The organism is Pelagimonas sp., assembly GCF_050633425.1.
In the GTDB taxonomy this organism is placed as follows: domain Bacteria; phylum Pseudomonadota; class Alphaproteobacteria; order Rhodobacterales; family Rhodobacteraceae; genus Pelagimonas.
In genome coordinates this window covers 13,659-27,486 of record NZ_JBOEGM010000056.1, presented here as the reverse complement: position 1 = coordinate 27,486, position 13,828 = coordinate 13,659, and the positions used below count along the sequence as shown (strand labels likewise).

Below are 13,828 nucleotides of genomic sequence, written 5' to 3'. Positions count from 1 at the left end.
TCGGCGCAAACGCAGCGAATTGACGCTTTGTCCCGCAGATTGTGCGTTCGATCAAATGCCAATTTTGCAGGCGCGGCGAATGGCAGGAGTGCGGGCTGCGACAGCAGCATCCCGAACGTGTGTCGAAGGTCCGCTTTGGGCCGAATCACAACCACCTGCGTCAAGTGGATCAGACTAACTCATAGACAGTGTGAATTTAGACTGTTCAAACCCACCTTGGAAACAATAGTTTTTGTGCGGAATCGTCAGTCTCACGGGCACTTTGACTTACTCTACTTTTACCTTAGAAATCCCTTGAATGAATGGTGTAAAAGCCCGTCCTTAATACTTTCACATCCACCTTTGAGAAGCGTCTTCATGCAGAAAACCGCCTTCATTACAGGAATAGCACTCGTCGCGTCGATACTGACGATATTTGTGTTTTTGACAGGGATAACAAGCTTGTCGGAGCTCAAGGGAGGCCGCGAAAGAAAGCTCAATGTGATGCCCATCGCCTTACAAAACAAGCGTTCCGGTGAAGCGTCCCTAAAAATGCTGACGGACTTTCATGGTTACAACTTTACCTTGAAGAAAATACACGAGGCCGGTGAGCCTGAAGTGCACGGTCACTCGTCCTTGTGGATGGCGGATATGCGTCGCTCATTGAGGCACCTAGGAGTTAGCTATGGGTGGAAAGACGATTTCGCTGACGCCAGATCGTTCATCGAGTTCGCAAAGAAAAAAATTATGGCGGGACAGCCAGTTTTGACGGGGTTTAAAATTTACCCCAACGAACATCCGGAGTGGGCAAACGATTACTTCGGCGTTATTTTTGGCGTGGATGACGGTGGGTTTCATTTTCACTCGACCATCGCAGCTGTACCAACTCAATACCGGACGTTTGAAGCCCTTTCTTCGGCTGAACATGGACTTAGCTTCTATAATGTACAGGGCTATTATTTTGCACTTACGCTGTCAGACCAATAATAATTATCTCAATTTCAAGCACAACTTCAAAACTCGCTTCGACTGCCAGTGGACACGCTCCCGTTGGGTGTAAGCGTGAAAGACGAACGTCAGCTTCGCGTGAGCTGCATCGCAGCATCCGGTTTAGCTGCGACTGTCGGCTGTGGGCCGATCGCCGGTGTGGGACGATCGGGGAGGCGTGCCGTTTGTCGCTATTCAAACAAGCACAAGTACACTCGTACAAGGTCGTAACCGGGAGCTGCAGCTTGTTCGTCACTAACGTTTGCAGATTTATACAGGCCATTCTCCTTCAAATAACCTAGCATTTGACCATTATCTTTTAGATCAATGGTAGCACTCCCCATTGGACGCCACTCTTGTGGGCAAATAGTGCTTAAAGCATTGAACGTGAGCATTCCTGGCACAAATTCAGGCCCATTTGAACCCGATGGCCCAACAGGTCCGGTCTCTCCCCTAGGGCCGGGAACCAATTCAATAGACGCTACTTTTTCCCTTAGGGATTCATTTTCAATTGCCAACGCATCAATTTTAGCCAGCAAACAAGCTGCGTTGGAAGTCGCTTCGTCTACTCCAGAAACTACCTGAATTTCACATTCGTGACCCGCAGCAATCGCATTGCTAGGTAAAAAGAATAAACCGCTAACGACCACACTTGAGAGCATCACTCGTAGGTGAGAGGCAATAGATTGCATTCCAAAACTCCAAATAATATCCGGCTATCCAAACTGGTAAACCTAAAACAATGGCTCCCACGGCGACCTTCAATGCATGCTGTACTAAATAGTGATCTCTAAAAGATTTATTTGAGTTTTCATCAGTCATTGCACAATTCCAGAACCGCAGACGCTAATAATCGAGCAATATAGTCAGATCCCAGCACCTTGCAAGTTTTTGGGATATGATCAGAACGTACTCGAACCTGTCAAATTGCTTTGCGCAACGTCCTGGCAACATCGGTTCGCTAAACGCGTGGATCAACGGAAGTCCGCTCTGCCGAAGCTGCGGCGCAGCATCTCGATCGAGGGGCCAAGGTCCGCAACGGGCCGTTACTTCGCTTCAGCTTTCCCAAAAGCAAATCCCATCGCTCCGCTGATGAGAGTTGCCGCTTCCCCCGTGAGTCGGTTGTTGATTCCCAGCAACGCAACGATTGGGAGCGCAAGAGCAATGACTATGAAACGGATAAAGCTCCAACCAATGCCTTTGCCATCACCCATGTTCCGGTTCCTTAGGCCCATCCCCAAGACGATGGGAATAGCGCTGGCCAGTAGTATTGTCGCTATTGCATGACCATTCTCTTGAAAGAACACATCCATATTATCACCTCATCCAAATGTGCATATAGGTTTTGCTTTTGTATAGAAGTTGTCAAGAATGCATGGCTCCTTACATCGACCAAAGGCCGCTTTCAGGAAGCTGTAGTGCAGCACCATTTATTGCGATGAAGGTTCGCTTTGGGCGGGAACCGGACATTCGCCGGGCTCCGAGCCAATGACTGCTAAGCAAGATCAGCAGCCTTTGCGAAGTCTGACGACGACCCATACGGGACATCCAAGATTTAGTAAAATTCTGCGCTGCGGCAACAACGTCCCAGACCAAAAACGGAGATATCAGACGCCTGAGCAAGCATGAATACGTTGCGATAAAACTCAAATCTCTTTGTAGCCACTCGCCCAGTACAAGGGTGCATAAAACAACTTCCGCTTGCTTGCAGTCAGTGCTAACTTCCCATGACGAGTGGGTGTTTTCTCCCAGTCAACAAGATTCGCCATCTGAACGATTGGCCTTACTTTGGAGTTGTATTTTGAGTTCCAACCGGCCGCATCTAATTACTGCCAAAATTGGCGAAATAACACAAGGGTCAGTTTTTAGTTGCGTCAGGCTGGCGCGTTATAGCGGTACCAGCGTATTCGGGCTTGTAATTACGGCGCGGTGCGATATCGCCCAAAGCAAGTATCCCGTTTTAAACTACCTACCAGTTGTCCCACTAAGGGCTTGGCTAGTGCAGGACGGGTTGCAAATTCTTCTTGAGAAAGAGCAAAGAGACCAAGTTGGAAATTTAAAGGGAATACTAAAACAGGCCAACATCTCTGAGACGATATTATTGTCTGTTGACCTAGATGAAATCGCACGCATTCATTTCCCAATCGATACCGGCAACAAAAATGAGAAGAAGCGATCTGCGAAATTCCATACTTTAGTTGCTGAAAAGCAAGCGTTTGAAGCATTATGCGAAGGCCGCAATGGCCAGGAAATTTTTAATTGGTTCGCACAGTTTAGAGCGACAGAGGTAAAAAATATTGTCGAAAGGCTTAGCCGACATGATCTTGCTGGACACTATCTCTTCGAAACGCTGATCGATGAAGACCCAAGAGCAGCCTTTGTGTGCTTGCTTAGAGATGTGTCTTCGATCCCCCAAGACCTTGCAATTGAAATCTCCAATGGGGTCAGTCAACAGGTGATTAAAGAGAACTTTGCCCCCCCCACAAGTGATTTGCTGGAAATTCCGCCTTTTGATTTGGCTATGCCCGTCGCCTGTATCGGATCACCTACAATAGAACATGTAATGCAGACGTTCTCAAATTTATTTTCTCGGATTGGTCTGGATGATCCTGACCCCAAAAGGATTGGTGCGCTTGTAACCGATTGTTGCGCAACAGAAGGAACACCGACAATATGAAATACGTGTGTATAGACGATGGTGCCGTCGCGGAAATGATTTCTGGACGTGTTTTTCAGTCAATAAATTTCGCTGAGGGAGCACAATTGCTTCAAGCTTTGTCAGGCGATATCAAAATAATTATGCAAATTGGAAGAATTATTTGCACCCAAGACCAGGAAGCGCTGTTTCTCTCAACACCGGGCCCTTGGAAGAAAAAAAAGTATCTAGTCATTGATTGCGAGACTTCGCTTTTATTCAGCACCCTTCGAAAAGGCGAGACACTAGTTTCGTTTCAAAAACTACTGAGGTTCTGCGCCAAATTTTGGTCTGGAGGGCATTTCAATCGCAGCGAACACATCGTCCCTGATAGTTCAAAAGCCATAATTTTTCCACTTCCCCAATCGGAGGGGTCGTACGGAAGTAGTTTCCGGATAATTGTAGAAAGAGAGCCCGACAAAAATCGACTTTCCAGCAGAGATATGGATGGAAACTTTCTTCTTGCGTACCGAACTTGCAGTCGACAGGAAAACTCAGCTGATCACGACGTTGACTATACGAACTTCAAGAAGGCGTTCAGCAGCCTCTCAGAGGTTTATTCAAAGCTTGGAGAAAAAATTGCCGCTATTCAGAGTAAAGCCAATAAAGCAGCAATTGCTGAAACAAGCCTTCCTGATGGAAGTGAAGGCAGATCTCTGCGGTCGCACCTTCCATACGAAGAGTGGCGCAACCTTCTTACAGACCAGCAGCTGGAATTTGTAAGATCCAGCCATCAAACACCTCACCGACTTATTGGGCCAGCCGGTACCGGCAAAACACTGTCACTCCTATTGAAGACAATTAGGGTACTAAAAGCTGCAGAAAGCCAGAAAGAAGACTGCCGAGCGCTGATTATTACACACAGTGAAGCCACAAAGGACGCGATAATCGAAAACTTGGCCGTTCTGGATGTTGATGCATTCCACACGCGAGCTCCTAACGTAGAGGCCGTTTCGTTGTCCGTCGAAACTTTGGCATCTCTATGCGCCAAGACTCTGAAGCAGGAGATAAGTGAGACCGAATTTGTAGACAAAGATGCTCAAGACTCAAAAGTAATGCAGCTTCTGTATATTGAGCAAGCTTTGAACGCCGTGCGGGATGAACATTACCCATCCCACAAACCTCATCTGTCTGAAGGCTTTCGATCATTCTTTGAGAAGCAGAGCACTGTAGAGCTTGCACCGCTTTTTCAGCATGAGATTAGCGTCTTGATCAAAGGTCGGGCGGACGACCAGTTTGATGAGTACAAGAAACTTGCTTCCCTTTTATATGGGCTCCCCCTAGAAAACAACGCTGACAAGGGTTTGGTTTTCAACGTCTTTTTAAACTATCAGGAACAGCTGGAGACAGTGAACCAGTTCGATACAGATGATGTGGTTCTATCCGCAGTTGGGCAATTGCACACACCAATATGGCGGCGGCGGCGAGCGAAGGAGGGGTACGACTTCATTGCTATCGATGAAACACATCTTTTTAACATCAACGAACTTCACATTTTTCATCACTTTACAAGGGGAGTAGGGTTGTTTCCGATTTCGTTCTCGGTTGATCAAGCCCAAGGCGTTGGAGATAGAGGATGGGGCGAAAACGACGCGTTCTCTGAACTTTTCGATGCAAGTGACGCCGTGGATAATACTGAGCATGTGAACACCGTTTTCCGATGCTCTCCCGATATTTTGAATTTCTGTGGCTCCGTATTGGCATCAGGCGCGACACTATTTACGAACTTTGAAAATTCTTTGGCGCGGGCGTATAGCGCATTCACCGTCAACGAAGAGCGGCGCTGCATGCCACTGAAGTACACGGAATGCGTTGATGATGACGGAATGATCGAGCTCGCCTTTACGAAAGCAGAAGAGCTGTCCAAAAGCACTGAATCAAAACATTGGGAAGTTCTAATAACTACTCTTTCAGACGACTTGCTCAAGAAGATGGCAACTTACATTCATTCACGGAACAAGCCAGTTACGTTGCTGGACAAGCGTGGAGACTATTCACAAGTCGAAAGAGCGAAAAGGTCAGGCCATTTTGTTATGGGGCATGCGGATTTTGTTGGGGGGTTGGAGTTCAACTCTGTAGTTGTCGTTGGTGTCGACAATGGTCGTGTGCCTCTTGAAGTAAAGGCCAAAAACAATGCTTCCACTAACTTTGCAAGTTATTCGGCTCACAATCGGCTCTATGTAGCATCTTCTCGGGCGCGGTTTGCCTTAGAGTTCCTTGGCGTTCGAAGCAGAGGGCCTAGTGAACTATTAAGCGCTGGATTCAGAACAAAGCTGATTGAGAAATGCTAACTCAAAGAAATGATCGGCAAATTTGGGTGGTTGCTTTCGTGCTCAGATGATTTTTCTGAGTACATATGGGAAATATAAATCACATCGTTTGATACTTCGTTGGTTTATTCGCTCCCGCAGAAAATGTCCGCCTCCCGCTCTAAACTCTGCAAGCACTAAGGCCGCTGAAGCAATCTTCGCTTTAGGCTGCAAGCCGCTGTTATACGCGTTTTGCATCGACGGCCACTATGAGCCGGTTTCCTCAAACGAACGAACAACCCAACGAAGTTTCGGCTCACATTTCTGAGCTGGCATATACGTATACCTTCCACCTTGTTATCCCCCTGTGCCCCCCTGAGCATCTCCGAGTTCACTTCAAGCCCACTGGGGGTTAACCTCGGCACCACAAGTCGTCAGCCTCAGCTGATCGGCTCCGCAGGAACCCAGAGCGATTGATGTTCCTATCCCTGTATGGGAGGCTTGTGTCTCACAGGGCAAGGCCCATTGGTACGTCTCAGGGGAACACCGAAAGTGTACCAAAAGAACACCCATTGACACTTTGAGACACATCGAGTCTAACCTCTTAGACTTGTGTGAGACAGTGAGGCGACGTCATGACCACTACAACCCAGCAACCTTCCACCCATCTGATAGGCTATGCCCGTACATCCACGCTTGATCAGAAGGCGGGACTTGAGGCCCAACAGCGTGACCTCAAGGCGCAAGGCTGTGACCGTGTCTTTGTTGAACAGGTCTCGTCTGTTGATGTGAAGGAACGTCACGAACTGGCACGAGCGTTGGATCATATCAGATCAGGCGATACGTTGGTGGTGGCCAAGTTGGATCGTCTGGCCCGGTCTTCTCAGCACCTCTTGGAGATACTCGAAGCCCTCACCGCAAAGGGCGCTGCGTTGCGCATCCTCAACATGGGGATCGACACAGGCACACCCACAGGCAAGCTGATGCTGACCATAATGGGCGGTGTGGCGGAGTTCGAGAGGGCTATCATGCTTGAGCGACAACGTGAGGGGATCGCAAAGGCCAAGGCTGCTGGAAAGTACAAAGGTAGGAAGCCAACGGCACGGGCCAAGGCGGATCAGGTGACGGCGCTGCACAGGGAGGGCATTGGTGCCACTGAGATCGCAAGGCGTGTTGGGATCGGCAGGGCATCGGTCTATCGCATCTTAGGGTCATCTGAAAGCCACCGCTGAGGTCATGTGTCAAACCGGGTTGCCGCAGCTTACCTGCCTGTCCTTGAGAAACCCTGAAGTGACGCTCTGGGAGTACTGGGAGTGCCTTACGAAGCCATTAGGGACCACCCTAGATTTAACCCAAAAACTTCTCTCAGAGGATCACCTCATGAACACCCTCCCAACCAACTTCGAGTTCAACACCAACACCATCCGCGTCGTAGAGATCGACGGTGATCCTTGGTTCGTCGTGACTGATGTCTGCAAGGCGCTCGGGATCGGCAACCCTACGATGGCTCTTTCCAACATCAGTTCAACTGAAGTTGGGAACCAACGCCTCTCAACACGGGGCGGTCGTCCCAACAAGATCATCACCGAGTCCGGCCTCTACCAGATGATCTTCCAGAGCCGGAAGCCTGAGGCCAAAGAGTTCACACATTGGGTTACCGGAACGGTCCTCCCAGCCATCCGCAAGGACGGTGGGTACATCATGGGTGAAGAGAAGGTGGCCACTGGTGAAATGGACGAAGACGAGTTCATGGCCCGCGCTCTCGTCATGGCTACGGACAAGCTAGAACGCCTGAAGAATGAACCGGCTAAGGCCAATGAAGATAAAGCAGAGTTGACCACTGACAATGTGTCGATGCGCAATGGAGTTCCAGAAGAACCTCACCGCTCAACTGAAAGCGGACCCTTGTAGACATACAACATTGTCCCCTCCGATCTGATCGACTTGGGATTCTTTCAGCATTCCCGTTACGCAACCAACGAGCAACCTCATGCCCAGCCGTTGCCCGGTCCCGGAGACCCCAATCCCCTGTGAACACTACGGGACCTCATGGTTCCCTTGAAGTCCAGCCGTAGGTTCTGCGGTGTCAGGTGCTGCGTGGTTGGGCAGAGGGCCAGACACAAAGTATCCACTCAAACGATCCTGTAACCGGGGGAGGCCGATGCCTCCTTGTCGGACATGTCAGCCATAGCGTTTGACTCGTATCCTACCATGAGATCATCCCCGAGACCTGATCACTCGGGGATACAGTCATGGGTATCTAAGCGTGGTCGTTGTTTGGTGATGACCACCATTATCAATCCATCTTGGTCATACCTGATCTGTGGTCTCCATCTCTGACCAGCACGGCGGCAATGACCCGCGTTTGTTCCAGACCAACTAAGTTCGTTTGCGTATCGGGTCTGGGTTTCCAGCCATCGACCAAATGCACTCCCTGAACTGTTCTTACCACCTTGGATTTATACAGTTTGTTTTAAGGGTGTGGGGCAAAGATACAGGTAAGCTGTTATAATAATACAGTAATAATACCACCCGCCACCAAACTGTCGCGTTTTCAAACCTTCAAATCACGACAAACCTCCCTCAACAAAAAGCAGAACAAGCCCTCACAGGCATCTCTGCTCAATCAAGAAAGTACTGACATGACCAACGTCACAGTCATCGACACCATTATGGGTGCCGGAAAGACCTCCTACATCATTGAACACATGAACCGAACCAACGTGGAGACCATGTTCGATGGCTCTCAACGCCGCTTCATTTACGTCACGCCCTTGCTAGACGAGGTGGAACGCGTAAAAGCGGCCTGTCCTGATCTACGGTTCAAAGATCCTAGCCTCATTCATGGCCGCAAATACTTCGGTCTCCAAAAGCTCATAGACGATCAAGAGAACATCGCGACGACCCACCAGTTGTTCAGGTTGCTGACCCAAGACACACGTCGCGCCCTAATGGAGGCGAACTACACGCTCATTATCGACGAAGTCCTGACCTGCTGCGATATCTACGACGGCCTGACCAAGGACGATCAGGACGATCTGTTCCAATCAGGCAAGATGTACGTTGATGAGGCTACAAACCGATTGCGGTGGAACCATGATGACCATGGTCGATACGAGGGCAAGTTCTCGCCGATAAAGCATCTCTGTGATAACGGTAATCTGGCGTCTTACGCCGACGGCCAACGGGGCAAACGCCTGATAATCTGGCAGTTCCCAACTGAGTTCCTCGAGTGCTTTGAACAAACCTACGTGCTCACGTACCTGTTCGAAGGGTCTCCAATGCGGTCTTACCTAAAGGCCGAACGTGTATCGTTCGAGATGAAGGCCGTTTCGGGGGACCGGGAGAACGGTTATCGGCTGGTATCTTGGCAGGACCACAGCGAAGCAGCGATCAAGGCCAGCATCCGAGAATTGGTCAATGTGTATGAAGGGCGTGGGAATGACATTGGCACTCAGGTGCGCAAAGAGCAGCCTCTGTCATCTTCTTGGTTCAAGAGGGCAGATGCGGCAACCCATGAGCGGCTTAGAGGGAACACAGTCACGTTCTTCAAAAACCACGCTAAAACCCGCTCACGAGAGAACGCATGGTCCACCTTTAAGCCTCACCGCACCAAACTAAAGGGCGCAGCGTACTCCGGGCCGGGATGTTGGGTTCCGCTGAATACCAAAGCAACCAACGCCTTTGCGCACAAACGATCAATGGCCTACCTCGCCAACCGTTTCTCCTTACCTGTCTTGCGCAACTTCTTCACAAAGAGGGGTATCGATGTGAACGACGACCTCTTTGCGATCTCAGAAATGATCCAAGTCCTTTGGAGAACTGCGATCAGAAATGGCGAGCCAGTGCACCTTTACATCCCCAGAGAGCGGATGCGCGGCCTGTTCAAGGCGTGGCTTCATGCCAACAGTACGACAGAACTCTGCAAGCAACTTCAGCGCCTCCCCGAGAAGCTGGCAGCATAACCAAAGCCCTCGCCCAAGTGGCGGGGGTTTTACCAAGCTCACTCTCTCAGTGCAGGTCTTTCGGCTTGTCTCTGCTTCCCTACCTTTTTTGGATGATTTTCCACTGCATTGTTCTTCGCACCAGTTCGAAACTCATGCCGCCTTCTGAGTTAACTTGAAGAAGACATAAGCAAACTTGCGCGTTCTGACGTAATGCCTGTGCCCAAGTAGTGGCAACAACCGATACGCTGAAAAGGCTTGGCGGTCACGGTGTGCACACTTGGAGTGCGGTCGCTCACCGCTTGTCGCTAGGCAACTTTGGGAATTCGATCAAGCGCCCCAACTCCAAAGCTTTGGTCAAATAACCCGCCTGCATATCCAACAAATCATCTTCCCCATAGCCACTGGCCGCTCTCCCCTCGCCAAACCCATGCCCCATCAACAAAAGTTGCATGCTTTGCGGGGCAGTTCGGCGCAACAGGTCTTTCATGGTATGACGTAGCGAATAAGGAACCTTAACAGTCTTTTGCCAGACCCCCGCAGCTTTCATCGGCTTCACCAAAACCGCTGAGAGTGTATTCGCGTTTCGCTGTGAGGCGTACCTCGGGAAAACATCAAGTTCACCCGCCGGTGACTGTGCCAGACGTTTACGCATCATCTCTAAGGCTGTTCCAACCAAAGGAACCCGACGTCTTCGTTGACCTTTCTTAAGCCGCCTACGGGCGTTGGCACGTACCTCGAAATGCGGGGTCGGATCATCAAGGAATACTTCAGACCATTGTATGCCACGCGCCTCATCTGGCCCAAGGCCCGTGAGCATCATCAGATGCCAGATATCTCGAGCGTCATCGTTCACAGAGTCCTGATGGGCAAGGGTCTTGCGGATGTCATCCAAGCTCAACGAATGGCGTTTCTCGACACCCGCATCGCCATCATCTTCTGGCAAATTTATGCCATTGAATGGATTTCGCCAATTGGGCAAATCGAACCTTTTATCTGCGGCGTTCAAGACTGCTTTGATTGTCGTGATCCGGCGGCGTATCGTACCCAAACCATTGCCTTTAGCGCTCAACCCATCTCTGAAGGCATAGGCTGCATCCCGGTCTATCTCTGTAACAGGTGGATCGGATCGACCCATTGTCACCTCAAGTGTCGAGATGGCAATGCCAACCTGTTTCACAAGGTCAGGATATGACGAACGCCCTTCACGATCTTGCAGGTAATGCTTTACGGCTTCGCTCAGTGAAACCGGTGGACGCTCAATACCTTTGAACTTCGCCTTGACCAGCTGCAGTGCAGGATTGGTTGGTGGATTGTTGGCGAACTTAGCGTCCCGTTGTTGTGGCGATAACTTCTCAGCTTCCGCAAGAATCGCCTGAGTGAAGGCCTTGAACTTCCCCTGTTCCAGTTCAGCATCAATTGGACCGATCTTGGTGGCGTCCACGCTGGCCAGCCCATTCTTCACCGCCGCAGCTAAGGTAACATCCCATTCCGATTGCATAACGGTTTTCCCATCTGCTTGGAGTTCCAGCGCCTCGAACTTTGCGTTCGCCTCTTTCCAAGCCTCAACGATCTTCAAAGGATCACGGGTTTTCAGAGACCATTCCACCGCAGACTTGCCCAGCATAGTCCGCATTTGGGGGGATGTGACACGCCGCCGATACTTTGCGTTGCCTGTATTCGCGAGTTTCAGGTGCGGTAAATCCATTGAAAGCCTCATGACCGCCACACCGACTCGTGTAGCGTTTGTGTAGTGGTTTTCCCACTAACACCATGAAAACATAGCGATTTCAATGAAAATGGTGCCCCCACACGGACTCGAACCGCGGACCTACTGATTACAAATGCCTTGGGGAAATTCGCAACCGCTTGTTGGCAAAGCGTTATTCACGGCCGCGAAAATGCTTTACAAGGATGTTACAAGGCACGCTTGGTTTGGATGATTAAGACACTCCCGTAGCAGACATGAGATTGGCAGTTTGATACAGTTTTTGTTCTGTGCTGCAGAAGTCCGCTTGGCGCATAATTTGTCGAGTTGCCGACATGTCTTCAATGCTGGCATTCTCTCTGCTACCAAGTAGGTGAGATAATCCATAGGGTGAGAAGCTTGATCGTTTTCTATTCATGGCAGTCGGACACCGACCGCAAACTCAACAAGACAACAATCCAAAATGCCCTTGAGAGCGCGATTGATGATCTAAATTTGGAAATGACGGTCACTGACCGAAATGTTGAGGAAAAATCGGTTAAGTTAGATCAGGATACCAAAGACGTTCTCGGGCTGCCCCCGATCGCTGAAACCATAATGCAAAAAATTGAAGCAGCCGACATCATTGTTTCGGATGTTACGTTGGTCGCGAAAGGCGGTAAAAACAAACCGCATATCAATAGCAACGTTGCCATTGAACTGGGATATGCACTCGGCGTCGCGGGCCACAACAAACTTCTACTACTAATGAACTCGGCATTTGGTGGACCAGGCGACCTTCCCTTCGACCTAAGAAATCGCAGGCATCCAACAACCTACAGTTTGCCCGTTGGCGCAGACAAAAACAGCATCAAGAGAGAGACCACAATCCTCTCTAAGAAGCTTAAAGGAATATTGAGCGCCTACGCTGCCGCTGAACAATCCGCACTCAAGCCAAGCGACTTACATGAACCAGAAGGGAGCTCGTTCATTGCATCGGCGTTCTGGAAGAAGGATGAGCCGTTAGGTGAAAGTTATCGTGACCAGAAACCACTTTACTGTCAAAGTGATCACTTAGTTTCAGTCCGCATCGTACCAAAATATCAACAATCCAGATTGACCCAAGCAGAAAGCTTGGACGCGGTGCGGGGCACACCACCCTTGCTGCGTGGCGAAGGCTATTCGCCTACTGCAAACAGATGGGGCGGGCTTTCCTACAACACTTACCATGACTCGTTTTTTGAAGACGCAGAGTCCATCATGAGTGGCACCCAAGTTTTCAAATCGCGAGAAATTTGGATGTTTTCTGCGGAGCTAATCTACCAAAAAACTGATCAGAACGACGTGGACTTGAGCAAATGGTTCACACACTACGATACTATCATGCGATATTTACCCGATGCGATATCCAATGGGATTGAATTAGCGAAGCGGATAATTGAAGGAGAATTTGATATCCACCTCACCGGCGCGACCTTCGATGGTGTGTATGTATACTCGGGTGAAATGGCCCGACCCAAAAGGCATTCGGTTTCAGAATCCATGATCGAAATTTCCCGTCAGTACGGAACTGATTTTGACGCTACAGGCTTTGCATTCGATTTCGCCAACAAGATATACTCAGAAGCCGGGATCAGTATTCCGCGCAGAGTGGCCGCCGGTCGACACACATGATGCGTGCCGACTATTCCGATTGGGCAGAAAGAATCGAAAACTAAATGCTCGCGCGGCGAAGGCACACTTTGTCCGGCCCCCGAAATTGGGCCTGCGGAGATGCTACACAGTCCATGAATGTCTGCGTCGAATTGCTTTTTCTCCCGTTCGAGCTGCTAGTCACTGTTCTTCGACTAGTGGGATGCTTAGGTTGTATCCACATCCATCATGGAGGGACGGAATGGCACTAACAATGGACATGGATGCAAAAAAGGCTGAGCTTCTTTTGCGGGCCGCGCTCTTGGACGATGCAACGAATGTAAATGAACGGCTGGCGGCTTTGAGCGCTGAAATCAGCGTTGATGACGACGGTGATGCATGGATAACGTTAGACTTGGACCTTTGGCCTGAAGACAAAGGCTCCCCCGAAGCTGAGACCATTGCGAAGATGCTCTGGCTGGAAATTGACTGGTCGTCGACCACAGGAACCTTCCCGTTTGCGTGGCCGGGTGTCGGTGAACACACCGACAAGACAGCAAAGTATTTTGAACTAGTGCTGGACGCATACGGTGGGCAGAAACCCGATAGCAGTGAGTAGGAAACAGCCGGCCCTTTGCGGACCTCGGACAGCCCT

Annotated in this window: 11 protein-coding genes; 8 read left to right on the top strand and 3 right to left on the bottom strand. The window is 49.9% G+C overall.

Features of this window, described 5'->3' with window-relative positions:
* Positions 1 to 357: 357 nt before the first annotated feature.
* Positions 358 to 966, top strand: a complete 609-nt coding sequence (locus tag ACRBB0_RS26870) for a hypothetical protein (protein ID WP_431377547.1) — start codon at positions 358 to 360, stop codon at positions 964 to 966.
* 191 nt (positions 967 to 1,157) lie between these two features.
* Here ACRBB0_RS26870 and ACRBB0_RS26865 read toward each other — a convergent pair whose 3' ends face one another.
* Positions 1,158 to 1,658 (bottom strand): collagen-like triple helix repeat-containing protein, encoded by a 501-nt coding sequence (locus tag ACRBB0_RS26865; RefSeq protein WP_431377546.1) that lies wholly within the window; start codon positions 1,656 to 1,658, stop codon positions 1,158 to 1,160.
* A 354-nt stretch (positions 1,659 to 2,012) separates the two neighbouring features.
* Entirely contained in the window at positions 2,013 to 2,279 is a 267-nt protein-coding gene (locus ACRBB0_RS26860; RefSeq protein ID WP_431377545.1) for a hypothetical protein, read from the bottom strand.
* A 488-nt stretch (positions 2,280 to 2,767) separates the two neighbouring features.
* Here ACRBB0_RS26860 and ACRBB0_RS26855 point away from each other — a divergent pair, with 488 nt between their 5' ends.
* From ACRBB0_RS26855 to ACRBB0_RS26835, 5 genes are all read left to right on the top strand, one after another.
* Positions 2,768 to 3,643, top strand: a complete 876-nt coding sequence (locus ACRBB0_RS26855) for a hypothetical protein (protein WP_431377544.1) — start codon at positions 2,768 to 2,770, stop codon at positions 3,641 to 3,643.
* The gene (locus ACRBB0_RS26850) at positions 3,640 to 5,952 is read left to right on the top strand and encodes a UvrD-helicase domain-containing protein (RefSeq protein ID WP_431377543.1); all 2,313 of its coding nucleotides are present in this window, start codon (positions 3,640 to 3,642) and stop codon (positions 5,950 to 5,952) included. The genes ACRBB0_RS26855 and ACRBB0_RS26850 overlap by 4 nt, the downstream gene beginning before the upstream one ends.
* 593 nt (positions 5,953 to 6,545) lie before the next feature.
* On the top strand, positions 6,546 to 7,142 hold the full coding sequence (locus ACRBB0_RS26845) for a recombinase family protein (protein WP_431377542.1): 597 nt from the start codon (positions 6,546 to 6,548) through the stop codon (positions 7,140 to 7,142).
* Positions 7,143 to 7,290: 148 nt separating this feature from the next.
* Positions 7,291 to 7,821 (top strand): BRO-N domain-containing protein, encoded by a 531-nt coding sequence (locus tag ACRBB0_RS26840; RefSeq protein ID WP_431377541.1) that lies wholly within the window; start codon positions 7,291 to 7,293, stop codon positions 7,819 to 7,821.
* A 731-nt stretch (positions 7,822 to 8,552) separates the two neighbouring features.
* Positions 8,553 to 9,875: a hypothetical protein gene (locus ACRBB0_RS26835; RefSeq protein ID WP_431377540.1), complete on the top strand. Its 1,323-nt coding sequence runs from the start codon at positions 8,553 to 8,555 to the stop codon at positions 9,873 to 9,875.
* A gap of 274 nt (positions 9,876 to 10,149) precedes the next feature.
* Here the strand turns inward: ACRBB0_RS26835 and ACRBB0_RS26830 are convergent, their stop codons facing one another.
* Positions 10,150 to 11,562: a site-specific integrase gene (locus tag ACRBB0_RS26830; RefSeq protein WP_431377539.1), complete on the bottom strand. Its 1,413-nt coding sequence runs from the start codon at positions 11,560 to 11,562 to the stop codon at positions 10,150 to 10,152.
* A 399-nt stretch (positions 11,563 to 11,961) separates the two neighbouring features.
* On the opposite strand from ACRBB0_RS26830, the gene ACRBB0_RS26825 reads away from it, so the two are divergent.
* Entirely contained in the window at positions 11,962 to 13,215 is a 1,254-nt protein-coding gene (locus tag ACRBB0_RS26825) for a hypothetical protein (RefSeq protein WP_431377538.1), read from the top strand.
* A gap of 220 nt (positions 13,216 to 13,435) precedes the next feature.
* Positions 13,436 to 13,792, top strand: a complete 357-nt coding sequence (locus tag ACRBB0_RS26820; protein ID WP_431377537.1) for a hypothetical protein — start codon at positions 13,436 to 13,438, stop codon at positions 13,790 to 13,792.
* The last annotated feature ends 36 nt before the right edge of the window (positions 13,793 to 13,828 follow it).

Coding starts and splice junctions, on each gene's coding strand:
- ACRBB0_RS26845 (WP_431377542.1), top strand. CDS start 6,546: ATGACCACTACAACCCAGCAACCTTCCACCCATCTGATAGGCTATGCC.
- ACRBB0_RS26870 (WP_431377547.1), top strand. CDS start 358: ATGCAGAAAACCGCCTTCATTACAGGAATAGCACTCGTCGCGTCGATA.
- ACRBB0_RS26840 (WP_431377541.1), top strand. CDS start 7,291: ATGAACACCCTCCCAACCAACTTCGAGTTCAACACCAACACCATCCGC.
- ACRBB0_RS26860 (WP_431377545.1), bottom strand. CDS start 2,279: ATGGATGTGTTCTTTCAAGAGAATGGTCATGCAATAGCGACAATACTA.
- ACRBB0_RS26865 (WP_431377546.1), bottom strand. CDS start 1,658: ATGCAATCTATTGCCTCTCACCTACGAGTGATGCTCTCAAGTGTGGTC.
- ACRBB0_RS26835 (WP_431377540.1), top strand. CDS start 8,553: ATGACCAACGTCACAGTCATCGACACCATTATGGGTGCCGGAAAGACC.
- ACRBB0_RS26830 (WP_431377539.1), bottom strand. CDS start 11,562: ATGGATTTACCGCACCTGAAACTCGCGAATACAGGCAACGCAAAGTAT.
- ACRBB0_RS26820 (WP_431377537.1), top strand. CDS start 13,436: ATGGCACTAACAATGGACATGGATGCAAAAAAGGCTGAGCTTCTTTTG.
- ACRBB0_RS26850 (WP_431377543.1), top strand. CDS start 3,640: ATGAAATACGTGTGTATAGACGATGGTGCCGTCGCGGAAATGATTTCT.